We start from the raw sequence: 14,654 nt of genomic DNA, 5'->3' as shown, positions 1-14,654 counted from the left end.
ATGGCGCACGGAGGAATGGCGCAAGGCCACCCCTCAAACGACCCCCACCGCCCGGACGCTTCGCGCCTCCTCCCGCCCCCTCAGGAGGGCCTGGCGGTGCAAGGCGATAGATCGTGGATGGGGGAGATGCAACCAGCGACCCGAATCGCTCCCCCGATGTGACAAACGCCTCCCGCACGGAGCATGGTGCCGCAGCACGATGTGGAGCACGCACTCCTGCAGGTGGGACCGGTGAGGCTCCCCAGAGGACAACCGTCCCCGTCGCGCGATGAAGCAGAGGGCTAGGGAGTCTTTCATTGCCCTAACGAGGAGGAATTTCATGGAAAAATTGGTAAGGATGCGGGGCAGACGATCGCATCCGGGTGAAAACCGCACTAGAGAATATCCCGATTAATTGTCTCCGTGGGTGCCGCCCAATAAAATAAGCAGTAACCCACATGTTGCCGAGCATCCCAAATAGGAAGCTCAAGATGTATAGCACACTTGACTCTCACGGGCGTGCTCTATCGAACGAAAATGCAAGAAGAGGAGAATCGAACCTGAAGTTAGGATGCGGGGGAAGGGATTCGAACCCTTGAACTCCTGCGAGACTGGACCCTAAATCCAGCGCCTTTGACCTGGCTCGGCAACCCCCGCGTGGATATATATCGGTGCCGGGAGAATTATACTTGCTCCTTGGAGGCCGCACCCCGCACACCGGAAGAGGCGGGGCGGTTCTGGCGGGCCAGTTCTGCACGGGAGGCGAACATTTTTCCGGTTTACCCGGGATCCGGCAAACAGAGGGAAAGGAAATCTTTTTGCGAAGGACTGCACATACCTGAACTGATGGTCAGGCACGAGTGTGGGTTTGAGGCCCCGATCTATTGTAAACGGTGCGGGAGACCCCTATCCTGCGACGAACGTACGGGTGGTCTGTTCTGTCCGCATTGCGGAAGGCGAGTGAGCCTCCTCTGTCCCGGTTGCGGGCGTCTCTGGTAAGTCAGACCCGATTTTTCACCCACTCGGCATACCGGGCCCGTAACCTTTGAAGGTCCTGTTCGGTGAGGTCTTCTTTTCCGGTCCGGTGAAGGTACGACTCCAGTTGTTCCACCACCTGTTCTGCGTCCAGGAAGTCGTCGGTCTCCAGGTAGACCGGCGCACGTCCGACGTTGATCGCCTCCCCGCACATCGGACAGAGCCTCCAGCGCTGATAGCGGTCCACATAGGTGAAGGTCTTGCAGCCCGGGCAGCGGATGACGAGATACATACCTACTGGGAGTAGGCGGTCGGCCGGATAAATAGTTATCTATCTTATCTTCTTCCGGGGTTTGGAGCGCTCTATGGGCGAGGGTTCCGCCTCCTTCGCGGCACAAGGTTCCTGACAGCCGGCCCGTGGATCACCTTCCCGAAGGTATCGTAGCGCGAACCGTGGCAGGGACAGTCCCAGGTCTCTTCGGCGTTGTTCCAGGCGACGGTGCAGCCCATGTGCATGCAGGCCGGGTCCAGCGCAACGACTCCCCCGCGCCCGTCCCGAAAGACCGCAACCTTCCGCCCGTCGATCTCGACGACCCTCCCTTCCCGGGGCGGTATCACCGCGGCTTCTCGGTCGAGCCGGCCGGCGTCGATCTCGACCGGTCCCTTGACGACCGCGGGTTTCTTCCGTACCCCGTCGGGATACTCCGGCTGCCCCCCGAACCGTGCAGGATCGAAGACCTCCGCCCAGGGATTCGTGCGGCCCCGGACCAGGTCCGTGAGGATCATCCCTGCCGCGGTGCCGTTGGTCATCCCCCACTTCCCGAACCCCGTGGCGACGAAGACGCGGTCGTGCCCGGAGGCGAGCGGGCCGATGTAGGGGACGCGATCGGCCGTGACGTAGTCCTGCGCCGACCAGCGGTAGTCGACGACTCCGTCCGGATAGACCGAACGTGCATACGCTTCAAGGCCGCGGCAGTGCGCTTTCGTGTCGGTCGCCTGCCCGGTGTCGTGCTCCGCACCGGTGACGATGACCAGTTCGCCGGCATCTGCGGGATGCGACCGCCAGGAGTGAACGGGCCCTCCGGCGTTGATGAAGACGCCGTCCGGAAACGGTTCGCCGGTCCGGATGCCGAGGGCGTAGGAGGTAGACGGCCGCATCCGGGCGAAATATGCGCCGGGACAGTCGTAGAAGGGATACTGCGTGGCGAGAACGGCGTAGTCGGAAGAGAGCGTTCCCCGGTCGGTCCTCACCGCGACGCCGTCCGGCCGCTCCTCGAGGTCCAGGGCCCTTGTCGTCTCAAAGACGTAACTCCCCTCCCCCGGGAGGTGTCCGGCGAGCAGCAGCAGGTAGTTACGGGGGTGGAACTGCGCCTGGTCCTCCAGAGCGACGGCCCCGTAGGTCTCCATCGGCAGCGGCACGTCGTCCACGAACGCCGCCGGGAGCCCGAGGCTTCGTGCCGCGTCGGCCTCGGCCGCAACAGACTCGCGGGTCTCTTCCGACTCAGCGTAGGTGTAGGCAGGTTTTCGCTCGAAACTGCACGGGATGCTGTATTCCCGGACGAGTGAGGCGATCATCTCGATTGCCGCCCGGTTTGCAGCGGCGTACTGCCGGGCCCCTGCTTCGCCGAACCGATCGATGAGGTCCCGGTAAATCAGCCGGTGAAGGGAGGTGATCTTCGCCGTCGTATACCCGGTGGCGCCCGTGACGATCCGGTAGGCGTCGATGAGGGCGACGGTCAGTCCCGCGCGTTTCAGCAGAAAGGCCGTGGTGATCCCCGCGATTCCGCCTCCGATCACCGCAACGTCCGCGTGTCCGTCCCCGTCAAGCGGCGGAAACCCCGTCTCCGGCGAGGAATCTATCCAGTACGACTCCGCCGTCCCCGGCAGATCGGTGCTCCGGTCCGGTGATGCTTCCATACCCCCCCGTACCTCCGCCTGACGGGAAGACCGCGCACCCATATAACGGTTGTGCGAAGGCACGCCGTTACGCATAAGTGTGATCGCGGGGATGCAGAGGTGATCGGGATGGGGGATATTCACGGGATCAGGGATTATGAACCGTACGTAGGAAAAGAGACCGTACGCCGCATTGAGGCGAAGGCCCGGCCGCTCCGGGACCTCCACGTCATGCACATGAACTCCACCTACTACGGCGGCGGCGTCTCCCAGGTCCTGTCGTCTCTGACGCTCCTGATGAACAGTCTCGGCATAGAGACCGGGTGGCGCGTCGTCCACGGCCCGCCGGACTTCTTCAGCGTGACAAAGAAGTTCCATAACGCCCTCCAGGGTACCGAAATCAACCTGACCGACCGCAAGAAGGAGATCTATGAAGATGTCGTTCACGAGAATGCGATACGGAACCACCTCGACCACGACGTGATCATCATTCACGACCCGCAGCCGCTCCCGTTGATCACCCATTACCGGAAGAAATGCCCCTGGATCTGGCATTGCCATGTCGATCTCACCACTCCTGACCCGGCGGTCTGGAACTACCTTCTCCCGTTCATCGAGAAGTACGACGCCGTCATCTTCTCAAACAGGGATTACCGGCAGAACCTCCGAACACCGCAGGTCTTCTTCACGCCAGGTGTCGATCCCTTCTCCATCGTGAACCGGGAACTCTCCGAGAGCGCCATCGACGAGCGCCTTGCACACTACCATATTCCGACCGACCTCCCCCTGGTCGTTCAGGTCTCGCGGTTCGACCACTGGAAGGACCCCGAGGGGGTCGTCCGGGCTTTCCAGAAGGCCAGGAAGGAGGAGGAGTGCACCCTGGTCCTCGTCGGGAACGTGGCGACCGACGACCCGGAGGGCGCGGACGTCTACCGGTCGCTCCTCTCCCACCGGGGCGAGCGGATCATCGTGCTGAGCGTCCAGGACGGGGCGCTCGTGAATGCGCTCCAGCGCCGGGCGGCGGTCGTCCTGCAGAAGTCCCTCCGGGAGGGGTTCGGGCTGACGGTATCGGAGGCGATGTGGAAGGGTGCGGCGGTGGTCGGCGGCAACGTCGGCGGCATCCGCTACCAGATAGAGGACGGCGTGAGCGGATTTCTGGTCTCCTCCGTCGATGAGGCTGCGGAGAGGATCGTCCGGCTGCTCCGCGACCCCGACCTCGCGGAACGGCTCGGACGTGCGGCGCGCGAGCGGGTGCGAGAATGCTTCCTCTTCACCCGCTCCGTCGAGCAGTACCTTGACCTGATCGGCGCGTTCGATCCGGAGTTCCGGCTGACGCGGGAGGTGGAGTCTCCCTGCTGGTGATTCTCCAAAAAACAGGGTCGATCACGCGCCGCGCACCCGACCGCAACTGTAATCGGTGAAATTCGGCGGCGCCCGGTTGCTGAAAACCCGAGCATTTTTCTGCAAGCGGAGACGATCACTGATCCATGGCAATCCAGGTAATCGGTGTTCAGGGCCTCCCCCTGATCCAGAACGGCGACGACCTGCCAGCCCTGATCTGCGACCGGGTCAGGTTCGAAGACGGAGATATCCTCGCGGTCGCCTCGTCGGTCTACTCAAAGGCAAAGGGCTTCACCCGCGACCTCGCCGAGATCAACCCCGGTGCGGACGCCGTCCGGATCGCGGCAAAGACGAAGGAAGACCCCCGCTTCGTGCAGGCGGTGCTGGACTCGTCGACCGATATTCTGCTCGAGCACCCGTTCATCCTCTCCGCCCTCCCATCCGGTCACATCGGCGTGCGGGCAGGCGTCGACCACAGCAACGTCGAAGACGGCCGGATCATCGTCCTCCCTCCCGACCCCATGGGGGCCGCCGGCGAGGTCCGGAACGCGATCCGTCGCATCTCCGGAAAGGACGTCCGGGTGCTCATCACCGACACCTGCGGGCGGTCGTTCCGGCGCGGCCAGACCGGCATCGCCATCGGATGGTCAGGAATGACGGCGATCAACGATTATCGGGGCGACACCGACCTCTTCGGCCATGTCCTCGAGATCACCGAAGAAGCAGCGATCGATGAGGTTGCGGCCTTCGCAAACTTCGTCATGGGCGAGAGCCACCAGGGTGTTCCTGCCGTGGTCTTCCGGAACTGCCGGACCTGGAACGGGCACGATTCCGTCTACTTCACGCCGAAAGAGGATATCATCAGGGCGGCCCTGACGGCCCTGAAGAACAAAAAGGATTAGAAGAGGGCATTGAGGATAAAGACTGCCGCCCCGGTCACGATGGTTACGATGATCACGACTTGCGGGCTGATATGGATTGCCCGGTGATCTTCACTGTCGTAGTAGTTGACCAGGCCGGCAGAGGAGACCAGTCTTCCGCCAGATTTTTTCGCCATACAGAAATATTCTCTCTTACCATATTTAAAACACGGGTCCAACCAAATGCAAGCCGCATCGTATGTCGTCACCGGCCGGGCGCTTCTCGGCGAAGACCTCAGGGAAGAGGACGTCAGCATTGTCGTTTCGGGGGGGGTTATCACCTCGATAGAGCCCGCTCCCCGGAGACCGAACCGCTGGATCGTGCCCGCCTTCTTTAACGCCCATACCCACCTCGGCGACACCGTCGCGATGGACCTCCCTGTCCGGGGCAGCCTTGCGGACCTCGTCAAACCCCCGAACGGGTTAAAACACAGGGTCCTTGCGGCAACTCCGCGGGCCGACCTCGTCAGGGGGATGCGGTCAAGCATCGTCGCGATGATCGCGACCGGAACAGCCGGGTTTGCCGACTTCAGGGAAGGAGGGGCTGCAGGTGTGGCGGCGCTCCGCGAGGCGGCCGCCGGACTCGACTGCCTGCCCGTCATCCTCGGCCGCGAAGGCGGCGAGGAGGTGAGCGACGGGGCGGGCATCAGCAGCGCCCACGACGTGGCGAACGCCGAAGAGGTCGTCAGAGGCGCGCGGGCCGCGGGGAGGCTCGTCGCCTTCCACGCCGGGGAGAAGAACCCGGACGATATCGATGAAGCGCTCACGTTTGAGCCAGACCTGCTCGTCCATTGCACCCACGCGACGGACGCGCAGCTCCGGCGGATCGTCGATATGGATATCCCCGTCGCCGTCTGCCCGCGGTCGAACTGGTTGCTCGGCGTCGCGGCGTCCCCGGCGCACCCGCCGATTGCGCGCATCCTCGAACTCGGCGGCAGGTTCTATCTCGGGACGGACAACGTTATGTTCGTCCAGCCGGACCTCTTCCAGGAGATGGCCTTCACCGCGACCGTCTACCGCGCGCCCCCTGCCGACGTCCTGCGCGCTGCGGTCTCGGGGGCCGGACTCGCCGGAAGACCGGGATACCTCGAAGAGGGGCAGGAAGCACATCTGCTGGTCTTAAACCCGGAGAAAGGTAATCTCTCCTTCAGTAAAGACATCCGGGCAACCGTTGTAAAGCGGCTGGATTCTTCATTCGTCGACCAAACAGTTTTAACCACGCAATAGAAAACAGATAAGAAGTATCTGTTCTGCGTGGTGTGTGTGTATGTTCCGTAAGATACTTGTTGCTATAGACGGTTCAGAGCCGGCTAACCGGGCTTTAGAGGAGGCTATCGGCGAGGCCGGCGTCTGGAACGCCGAAGTTCATGTTGTTTATGTGGTCGAATCCGGACTCTTTTCGTCCCTTCCTATGGACAACACACTCGAAGTCATGTACAGTGTTTTGCAGAAGGAAGGCAAGGAGGTTCTTGAAGCAGCTCGAAAGAAGGCGGATGCAGCAGGCGTTTCGCTGACCACGCACCTCGGGCAGGGGCATGCGGGGTCTCAGATCGTCGCCCTCGCCAAAGAACTGGGAGTCGATCTCATCATGCTCGGGTCTTACGGCAAGAGCGGTGTCGACCGCCTCCTCCTCGGCAGCGTGACCGATTACGTCGTGCGGAACAGTTCTATTACGACCACGGTGGTGAGATCATAGCCGCTTCTCAGCAGATGTTCGTCCGGGACTTTATGGTAACCGACGTCGTCTGCGTTGAGATCCCCGGCAACAGGGACGACGTTCTGCGCATCTTAAAGCGCACGGGTATAAGTGGTGTGCCGGTCTTGAAGAACGGAGAGCTTGTCGGCATCATCACGCGTAAGGACCTTCTCCGCAAGGCGGAAGAGACCCAGCTCGGGCTTTTGATGACGCCGAACCCGGTCGTCATCAGGCCGGACGCTCCCATCTCGGAGGCGGCCCAGTTGATGGTGCGGCATAACATCAGGAGGCTGCCCGTCATGGAAAACGGGTCGATGATCGGGCTCATCAGCGTGGCCGACCTTATCGGCGCCATCGCCCAGATGCGCCTCACCACCCTCATCAAGGACAACTACGTCAGCAAGACCTATGCCCTCTGGGAAGAGACGCCCCTCTCGCTGGTGGGGAGAGTCCTTGAGATCTCCGGCTACGACGCCATCCCCGTTCTGATGGAGGACGGCACGCTCACCGGCATCATATCGGAGCGGGACCTCATCAGGCACTCGCGCATTGAGGACGGCGTCGAGGTCAGCGACTTCTCAAACGGCACGGACGATGACGAGTGGACCTGGGAGAGCATCCGGGATATGCACACCATCAGTTACGGGATCTCCCGGATCCAGCTCCTCCCGATCCCCGTGAAGAACGCGATGGTCCGGAACGTTCTCGCAGTTCCTTTGAACGCCGAGGTCAGCGAGTGTGCGCTGAAGATGAGGCGGTCCCGGGTCGATCAACTCCCGGTGGTCAACGGGAACAAGCGGCTCATTGCCATGCTCTTCGATCGGGAGTTGATCAAAGTCCTGCTGCCGGACCCGCAGGGTCTGCGAAAGAGTTAAGGGGCAACATTCATATAGTATATGGATGACTATCAAGTCGTGCCCAAAAGTCGGTACGACGATAAATTTATGTTTTATGATATCACTATACGCTTAACCGCTTTTGAGCGAGATAAAGTGTTTTAATGATTTTAGGGGTGCTTCAATGGCTGATATTTCCCAACAGATAATGACAGGCACAACCACGGTAGGACTGATCTTCGACGGCGGCGTTGTCCTTGCGACAGAGATGCGGGCAACGATGGGAACCATGATCGCGAGCAAGCGGGCCAAGAAGATCTATCAGATCACGCCGAGGATTGGCCTCACCACCGCCGGCGGCGTCGGTGACGCGCAGCAACTCGTTCGGATACTGCAGGTCGAGTGCAACCTCTTTGAGATGCGCCGCGGCAAGACCATGTCCGTCGGTGCGGCATCGACCCTGCTCTCGAATTACCTGAATCAGAACCGCTACTACCCGTATTACGTCCAGCTCCTGATGGGCGGGTTCGACGATGAAGGACCGAGCGTCTACTCCGTCGATGCCATGGGCGGAGCGACGAAGGAAGAGGATATCGTCGCTACCGGCTCGGGATCTCCCTATGCCTACGGTGTGCTCGAGGACCAGTATCGCCCCGACATGAAGGAGGACGAGGCAAAGGACCTCGCCGTCCGCGCCGTCAGCTCGGCGATGCGCCGTGACGCTGCATCCGGCGAGAACATCATGGTGGTCGTGATAACGAAGGAGAAATACGAAGAACACATAGAGAGCGGGTTGCAGAGGCCGTCTGCGGCCCACTCGACATCCTGACATTTTTTAGGACGATTTTAATGGTTATTGATGAGAAACTCCGGGACCTTAAGGAGCAGATCGAGAAGATTGTTCCCAGTGGGATTGCAATTTCGGACGTCGAGTTTGAGGGGCCTGAACTTGTCATTTATACCGATGATCCGAAACTGTTTGCCGATCAGGCGGACCTGATAAAAGTACTGGCGCGCGACCTCCGGAAGCGCATCGTCGTGCGCCCGAATATCCTTGAGGACCCGGAACGGGCGGCTCAGGAGATCCGGGCCGTGGTGCCGGAGAGTGCGGGGATCTCCGATCTCTTCTTCGACCCGGAGACCGGCGAAGTCCTGATCGAGGCGGAGAAGCCCGGCGTCGTCATCGGCAAGAACGGCATTACGCTCCGGGAGATCACAAAGCAGATCGGCTGGACGCCGAAGGTTGTCCGGACACCGCCCATCGAGAGTTCGACGGTGAAGCAGATCCGCACCTACCTCCGGTCGGTGAAGGACGAACGCAAGGCGTTCCTGCGAGCGATCGGCCGCCGCATCCACCGGGAGGTCACGAGCAAAGACCAGTGGCTGCGGGTCACCACGCTCGGATGCTGCCGTGAGGTCGGCCGTGCTGCGTTCCTGGTCTCGACGCCGGAGAGCAAGATCCTGGTGGACTGCGGGGAGAAGCCGGGCAGCGCCCAGAACGGGACGCCGTACCTCTACGTGCCCGAGATTTATCCGCTCGACTCGCTCGATGCGGTGGTGCTCACCCATGCGCACCTCGACCACTGCGCTCTCGTTCCCCTTCTCTTCAAGTACGGCTACGAAGGGCCGGTCTACTCGACCCCGCCGACGAGAGACCTCTCGACGATGCTTCAGCTCGACTACCTTGACGTCGTCCGGAAGGAGACGGATAAGATCCCCTACACCTCAAACGAGGTGCGGACCTACATGAAGCACTCCATCACCCTCAACTACGGCAGCGTGACCGATATCGCCCCCGACGTCAAGCTCACCTTCCATAACGCGGGGCATATCCTCGGGTCGGCCATCGCGCACTTCCATATCGGTGAAGGTCTCTACAACATTGCGTTTACCGGGGACTTCAACTACCAGAAGACGCGGCTCTTCTCCCCGGCGGTATCGACCTTTCCCCGCCTTGAGGCGCTCTTCATGGAGAGCACCTACGGCGGGTCGAACGATATCCAGCCCCAGAGGAAAGACGCGGAGGATAAACTCTACGAGACGGTCTCGCGGACGATCAAGCGCGGCGGCAAGGTGATCATCCCTGCGTTTGCCGTCGGGCGGTCGCAGGAGGTCATGCTCGCCCTCGAGGAGGGTATCCGGAAGCAGAAGATACCCCCGGTGAAGATCTACCTCGACGGTATGATCAAGGAAGCGACGGCCATCCACACGACCTACCCGGAGTACCTCAACAGCGATCTCCGGAACCAGATCTTCCGCGAGGGCCTCAACCCCTTCCTTGCCGAGGCGTTCGTCCAGGTGGACTCGCCGGCCATCCGCGAGCAGGTGATTACGGGCGACCCGTGCGTCATCATCACCACGAGCGGCATGTTGAACGGCGGGCCGGTGATGGAATATCTCAAGGCTCTCGGCCCCGATGAGCGCAATGCGCTTGTCTTCGTCGGCTACCAGGCGGAAGGGACGCTCGGGCGGCGCATCCAGAAGGGGTGGCGGGAGATCCCGCTCGGGTGGCGCGAGACGATCGTGATCAACCTCGAGATCGTGACGAGCGACGGGTTCTCCGGCCACTCGGACAGGAAGCAGCTGATGAACTACGTCGCTCACCTTCAGCCGCGCCCGGAGAAGATCTTCACCATCCACGGCGACGAGAACAAGACCCTCGACCTTGCAAGTTCCATCTACAAGCGCTACCGCATCGAGACGCATTCTCCCATGAACCTTGAGACCTACCGCATGATCTAGGGATGCTCCGGAATCTGCCCGTCCTTCTCGGGATATTCGTGGTGATGGCGCTCTCGAACGCCGTCGTCCCGGTGCTTCCCGATTTCGGCGAGGGAGCGGCGATGCAGGGTGCGGTCTACGCCGCCTACTTTCTCGGCACGTTCGTTACGGTGCTGCCGGCAGGGATGGCAAGCGACCGGATCGGCCGCGTACCGTTCATCCGTGCCGGTCTTCTCCTGACCTTCGCAAGCGGAGTCCTCATCCTGCTCTTTCCTTCCGGGTTGCCGCTGATCGTCTTCCGGGTGGTGGAGGGGATCGGTGCCGGGCTCTTCCTCTCGGCGGCGTTTGCGTGGGCAAATTCGCACCCGTCGTCCGGGCGGGTCAGCGGATATGTTGTGGCGGCCCAGAACCTGGGCCTGGTCGTGGGGCTCCTTGCCGCAGGCTGGCTCGATGCGGCCCTCAATAGCCATCTTGCCGGAATTGCCCTCTTTACGGTGCTTGCCGCCCCTGCGCTCGTGATGGGCATCGCGGTCCGGGAGAGCGAACGGGACGGGTTCGCGAGCGTCGACATCTCCCCGATCGTCCGGGACTACTTCTGGCTGTTTGCCGCAGCAGCCGTCCTGGTGGGCATGACCGGGGCGGTGGCGGCTGTTTACCCGGAGTATACCGGACAGGACCCGTCGATCCTTGCCCTGCAGCTCGCGACGATCAACGTCGCGACCGCCGTTGCCGTGCTCATTGCGCTGCGCTTCTCCCTCCGTCCGGTCCCGACCCTCCGGGTCTCGTCGGTCCTGATGGCCGGGGCGGTGGCGGCGGGTTACGTTACGCCTTATGCCTTTCCCTTCATCGGCGCCCTTGCGGGAGTGGTGATCGTCGCGGCGCTTGCATTCCTTGCAAAGACCAGGGTTCAGCAGGGCGTTATGACCGGGCTCTTCAATTCCGCAACTTACGCCGGGTTTACGCTCCTTCCCGCCCTTGCGGGGCTGGCCGCCGGAGCGTTCGGTTTCCTGGCCGCGTTCCTCCTGCTGGCCGGGATGTCGGCGGCGATGGCTGTTCCTGTCGGCAGGTGCCGGTGCGCATATTACCACCCCCGTCTATAGGATCGGGTATGAAGATGCTGATCAACGGTGAGCAGCGCGACGCGGTCTCCGGGAAGGTGTTTCCCGTGCATAACCCCGCCACGGGGGACGTGGTTGATGAGGCGCCGCTTGGGGGCGAGGACGATGTCCGGTTCGCTGTGGAAGCCGCCGGGGAGGCATTCGGGGACTGGGCCGGAAAGAGTCCCCGGGATCGGGCGAAGGTCCTCTTCTTCGCAGCAGAGGAGGTGCGCCGGCAGAACACCGATCTCGGGGCGCTCCTGACCGCCGAGCAGGGAAAGCCCATCCGCGAAGCGGTCGACGAGATCAACGGGTTTGCGAACATCCTCGAGTATTACCATGCCCTCTCTGCGGGAGGAGAGGGAGAGTTCATGAAGATCCGGGGATACGGCCGTGCCGTTGTCAGGAGACGCCCGCTCGGCGTCTGCGGCGCGATCATCCCCTGGAACATGCCGGCGATCATCATGGGCTGGAAGATCGGGGCGGCTCTGGCGGCGGGGAATACTCTGGTCTTAAAGCCCGCCACGACAGCCCCGCTGACCTGCATGCGGCTCACGGAGATCCTTTGGGGTGCGGGCCTTCCGCCGGGTGTCCTGAACGTCGTCACCGGCCCGGGGGAGACGGTCGGCCGGGAGATCGCGAGGAACCCGGGCGTTCGGAAGGTTTCGTTTACCGGCGAGGTCGAGACAGGACGGCAGGTCGCCCTGGACGCCGCACCGACGATGAAGCACCTCACGCTGGAACTCGGAGGCAGCGACCCGATGATCGTTTGTGACGATGCGGATATCGGAAAGGCGGTCGAGGGAGTCGTCCGGGGGCGGTTCTACAACTGCGGTCAGGTCTGCACGGCGGTCAAAAGGCTCTATGTCTTTGAATCGATCGCGGACGAGTTCGTGCGACGTCTGGTAGCCCGGGTCGGGGCGATTGTGGTCGGGAACGGTATGGACCGCGGCGTCGGCATGGGCCCGCTGAACAACCGGGCGGGCCTTGAGCGGGTCAGCGGCCTGGTCGATGCCGCCCGGGAGCGGGACGAGGGGGAGATCGTCGCGGGCGGACGGGCCCCGGCTGGGAAAGAGTACGAGCGCGGTCATTTCTTCCTGCCGACGCTCGTCACCGATGTTCCGTATGATTCCGCTCTCTTCACGGAGGAGGTCTTCGGTCCGGTGCTGCCGATTGCCGCCGTCCCGGACCTCGACGAGGCGCTCAGTGCGGCGAACAATAGTCGTTACGGTCTCGGGGCATCGGTATGGACCCGGAACGCGGATACTATCGCCCGGGCGACGGAGAGCCTCGAAGCGGGGATCGTCTGGGTCAACCAGCACCTGAAGATCCCTCCGGAGGTACCGTTTGGCGGGACGAAGGCAAGCGGTATCGGCCGGGAAAACGGCAGCCGGGCGCTTGAGGAGTATACGGAGGGGAAAGCCGTACTGGTACGGCTGTAACCCTTGAAATCGGGGAGGGCCGGCCGATTGCGCAAGGATTACCGGGGCCTTCCTGGACTCACCGGGGGTGCCGGCCCGTCCGGGACGCCTGCTTTAATATTCAGTGTTTGAGGTTCGTTCTTCCGAAACAGTGTTTATTGTAAGTATGCGAAGATTTATATAATTCAATATATATCCTCTCCCTCCTCCCAAGGGGGGGATGATAGTATGAGACGATGGACAACGTTAGGTGTGTGTATCCTTGTCCTTCTGGCAATGCCGTTTGGTGTGACGGCGGCAGTGGTTGGGGACGAGAATGCAACAACGACACCCGGGAACCTGACCGGACAGGATAACGAAACCGCAAATATGACAGTCGCCACCGCCATCGAGCAGGACCAGAACCTGACGAGGTTCGCCGAAGCGATGGATGTGGCAGGGCTCTTTGACACCCTGAACTCCGGAGGGCCGTATACGGTCTTTGCACCGAGCGACGAGGCGTTCGACGCCCTCGGTAACGACACTGTTCTCCGGCTCATGACCGAGCCCGAAAACCTGACCCTGGTCCTTCAGTATCACGTTGTTGAAGGTGAGTACACCGTAGCGGACCTCACAAACATGACCGAGAACCAGACCGGAAACGAGACCGGGAACCAGACGGGGAACGAGTCTGACGGTGGAGTTCTCGATATCTTCGGCGGGCTCCTCGGCGGGAACGAGACCGGAAACGAGACGACGCTCACAACGCTCTCCGGTGAGAGCCTGAACGTCAGCGTCAGCGACGGCGAGGTTATGGTCGAGAACGCGACCGTCACCGAGGCAGACACCAACGCGACAAACGGTGTGATTCACGTCATCGACCGGGTGCTGGTGCCTGAGAGCGTGAACCTGACGGCGGCCGAGAACCAGACCGTGACTCCGGAGGCGGGTCTCAACGAGACGGTGAGTAACGTGCAGTGAACGTAATAGAAGGATGGGGGGCGGCAACCACCATTGCCGTCCTCTGAATTCTATCACGAGTATTCGATCTTTATTCCGAGCCTTAACGTCACTTCTGTCTTTGCAGGCGCGGCCGGTGAAAGAACGCAAACCGGGTGTGCCGTCAATTGCCCGTGACCGGGACCGTGGGGCTCTCCGGCCGCAGCAGTCCGGAATATGGGCCCTGATCCATGTGGGTAGGCGTTTAATCATAATTATAACAATATTTTTATATTACATTGGATATTCATCTGCCTGAAAGGGGGGATATGTATGAAACGACCTTTACTGTTCAGTCTGTGCCTCGTTCTTCTCCTGTCGTTTTCTGCCGCAAGCACGGCAGTCCTGATCGGAGAGGGGCCGGTCGAACTGAACCAGGGTGAGTCTGTGAACATTACACCGATTAACGGTACCGAACCGTATGAGGTGCCACAGACGACCGTTCTTGGAGCACTTGACAGGGCCGCGGTTCTCGGAGCGTTCGAGTACCAGGTTGCTGAAGACCTGCCTCCGGAGGAGGGGAATTTAAGCATTTTCTCGATTACGGACGTTGAGAACGAGGTGGTAAACGGGACACCGAACAACTGGACCTACTGGGTGAATGGCGAGGAAGGCACGACCGGGCCCGCGGTGACGGATGTGACCGACGGGGACAACGTGACCTATTCTTACGGGCCTCCGGGCCACACTCCTGAGAACGCCTCATACACGCTGTTCGTGAACGTAAGCGTACCCGGCGGAGGCGTGACACCGGAACCGACCGGGAATGTAACACCGGAACCCACCGGGAACGT

The 14,654-nt window shown here is 61.6% G+C and carries 14 protein-coding genes and 1 tRNA gene; 11 read left to right on the top strand and 4 right to left on the bottom strand.

The genetic code is table 11. From position 1 onward, the window contains the following. Window positions 1-551: 551 nt before the first annotated feature. From BRA42_RS04425 to BRA42_RS04415, 3 genes are all read right to left on the bottom strand, one after another. A tRNA-Leu gene (locus BRA42_RS04425) sits at window positions 552-636 on the bottom strand. A 343-nt stretch (window positions 637-979) separates the two neighbouring features. After that, the gene (locus tag BRA42_RS04420) at window positions 980-1,246 is read right to left on the bottom strand and encodes a DUF1922 domain-containing protein (RefSeq protein WP_292409015.1); all 267 of its coding nucleotides are present in this window, start codon (window positions 1,244-1,246) and stop codon (window positions 980-982) included. Between the two features lie 71 nt (window positions 1,247-1,317). After that, window positions 1,318-2,871 (bottom strand): FAD-dependent oxidoreductase, encoded by a 1,554-nt coding sequence (locus BRA42_RS04415; RefSeq protein ID WP_342685868.1) that lies wholly within the window; start codon window positions 2,869-2,871, stop codon window positions 1,318-1,320. Window positions 2,872-2,979: 108 nt separating this feature from the next. Here BRA42_RS04415 and BRA42_RS04410 point away from each other — a divergent pair, with 108 nt between their 5' ends. Then, complete coding sequence (locus tag BRA42_RS04410) at window positions 2,980-4,212, top strand: glycosyltransferase (RefSeq protein WP_292409017.1); 1,233 nt, start codon at window positions 2,980-2,982, stop codon at window positions 4,210-4,212. A gap of 125 nt (window positions 4,213-4,337) precedes the next feature. After that, window positions 4,338-5,093 (top strand): coenzyme F420-0:L-glutamate ligase, encoded by a 756-nt coding sequence (locus BRA42_RS04405; RefSeq protein WP_292409009.1) that lies wholly within the window; start codon window positions 4,338-4,340, stop codon window positions 5,091-5,093. Here the strand turns inward: BRA42_RS04405 and BRA42_RS04400 are convergent. Beyond that, the gene (locus BRA42_RS04400) at window positions 5,090-5,248 is read right to left on the bottom strand and encodes a preprotein translocase subunit Sec61beta (protein WP_292409006.1); all 159 of its coding nucleotides are present in this window, start codon (window positions 5,246-5,248) and stop codon (window positions 5,090-5,092) included. The genes BRA42_RS04405 and BRA42_RS04400 overlap by 4 nt on opposite strands. A gap of 46 nt (window positions 5,249-5,294) precedes the next feature. On the opposite strand from BRA42_RS04400, the gene BRA42_RS04395 reads away from it, so the two are divergent. The 9 genes from BRA42_RS04395 to BRA42_RS04355 all read left to right on the top strand — a co-directional run. Beyond that, a complete protein-coding gene (locus tag BRA42_RS04395) occupies window positions 5,295-6,338 on the top strand; it encodes an amidohydrolase family protein (RefSeq protein ID WP_292409004.1) in 1,044 nt (347 codons plus the stop codon). Window positions 6,339-6,378: 40 nt separating this feature from the next. Next, window positions 6,379-6,807, top strand: a complete 429-nt coding sequence (locus BRA42_RS04390) for a universal stress protein (RefSeq protein WP_292409002.1) — start codon at window positions 6,379-6,381, stop codon at window positions 6,805-6,807. A 14-nt stretch (window positions 6,808-6,821) separates the two neighbouring features. Further along, the gene (locus tag BRA42_RS04385) at window positions 6,822-7,682 is read left to right on the top strand and encodes a CBS domain-containing protein (RefSeq protein ID WP_292409000.1); all 861 of its coding nucleotides are present in this window, start codon (window positions 6,822-6,824) and stop codon (window positions 7,680-7,682) included. A 145-nt stretch (window positions 7,683-7,827) separates the two neighbouring features. Continuing rightward, window positions 7,828-8,472, top strand: coding sequence for an archaeal proteasome endopeptidase complex subunit beta (psmB, locus tag BRA42_RS04380; RefSeq protein ID WP_292408998.1), 645 nt, complete (start codon window positions 7,828-7,830; stop codon window positions 8,470-8,472). 20 nt (window positions 8,473-8,492) lie between these two features. Next, on the top strand, window positions 8,493-10,385 hold the full coding sequence (locus tag BRA42_RS04375) for a beta-CASP ribonuclease aCPSF1 (RefSeq protein ID WP_292408996.1): 1,893 nt from the start codon (window positions 8,493-8,495) through the stop codon (window positions 10,383-10,385). Window positions 10,386-10,387: 2 nt separating this feature from the next. Beyond that, a complete protein-coding gene (locus tag BRA42_RS04370) occupies window positions 10,388-11,464 on the top strand; it encodes an MFS transporter (RefSeq protein ID WP_342770734.1) in 1,077 nt (358 codons plus the stop codon). An 8-nt stretch (window positions 11,465-11,472) separates the two neighbouring features. Continuing rightward, on the top strand, window positions 11,473-12,903 hold the full coding sequence (locus BRA42_RS04365; protein ID WP_342770733.1) for an aldehyde dehydrogenase family protein: 1,431 nt from the start codon (window positions 11,473-11,475) through the stop codon (window positions 12,901-12,903). 207 nt (window positions 12,904-13,110) lie between these two features. Beyond that, a complete protein-coding gene (locus BRA42_RS04360; RefSeq protein WP_292408989.1) occupies window positions 13,111-13,842 on the top strand; it encodes a fasciclin domain-containing protein in 732 nt (243 codons plus the stop codon). 291 nt (window positions 13,843-14,133) lie between these two features. Beyond that, window positions 14,134-14,654: hypothetical protein (locus tag BRA42_RS04355; RefSeq protein ID WP_342771088.1), on the top strand; the 521-nt coding region annotated here is incomplete at its 3' end.

The sequence above is a fragment of the Methanoculleus sp. UBA374 genome, from assembly GCA_002508705.1.
Lineage (GTDB): Archaea > Halobacteriota > Methanomicrobia > Methanomicrobiales > Methanoculleaceae > Methanoculleus > Methanoculleus palmolei.
The sequence above is the reverse complement of the archived record's forward strand: the minus strand, read 5'-3'. Positions and strand labels throughout refer to the sequence as shown.

Excerpts from the sequence above, each read along its gene's own strand:
- BRA42_RS04370 (WP_342770734.1), top strand. The coding sequence starts at position 10,388 with ATGCTCCGGAATCTGCCCGTCCTTCTCGGGATATTCGTGGTGATGGCG.
- BRA42_RS04375 (WP_292408996.1), top strand. The coding sequence starts at position 8,493 with ATGGTTATTGATGAGAAACTCCGGGACCTTAAGGAGCAGATCGAGAAG.
- BRA42_RS04420 (WP_292409015.1), bottom strand. The coding sequence starts at position 1,246 with ATGTATCTCGTCATCCGCTGCCCGGGCTGCAAGACCTTCACCTATGTG.
- BRA42_RS04395 (WP_292409004.1), top strand. The coding sequence starts at position 5,295 with ATGCAAGCCGCATCGTATGTCGTCACCGGCCGGGCGCTTCTCGGCGAA.
- BRA42_RS04400 (WP_292409006.1), bottom strand. The coding sequence starts at position 5,248 with ATGGCGAAAAAATCTGGCGGAAGACTGGTCTCCTCTGCCGGCCTGGTC.
- BRA42_RS04360 (WP_292408989.1), top strand. The coding sequence starts at position 13,111 with ATGAGACGATGGACAACGTTAGGTGTGTGTATCCTTGTCCTTCTGGCA.
- BRA42_RS04365 (WP_342770733.1), top strand. The coding sequence starts at position 11,473 with ATGAAGATGCTGATCAACGGTGAGCAGCGCGACGCGGTCTCCGGGAAG.
- BRA42_RS04410 (WP_292409017.1), top strand. The coding sequence starts at position 2,980 with ATGGGGGATATTCACGGGATCAGGGATTATGAACCGTACGTAGGAAAA.
- BRA42_RS04390 (WP_292409002.1), top strand. The coding sequence starts at position 6,379 with ATGTTCCGTAAGATACTTGTTGCTATAGACGGTTCAGAGCCGGCTAAC.
- psmB (WP_292408998.1), top strand. The coding sequence starts at position 7,828 with ATGGCTGATATTTCCCAACAGATAATGACAGGCACAACCACGGTAGGA.
- BRA42_RS04415 (WP_342685868.1), bottom strand. The coding sequence starts at position 2,871 with ATGGAAGCATCACCGGACCGGAGCACCGATCTGCCGGGGACGGCGGAG.
- BRA42_RS04385 (WP_292409000.1), top strand. The coding sequence starts at position 6,822 with ATGTTCGTCCGGGACTTTATGGTAACCGACGTCGTCTGCGTTGAGATC.
- BRA42_RS04405 (WP_292409009.1), top strand. The coding sequence starts at position 4,338 with ATGGCAATCCAGGTAATCGGTGTTCAGGGCCTCCCCCTGATCCAGAAC.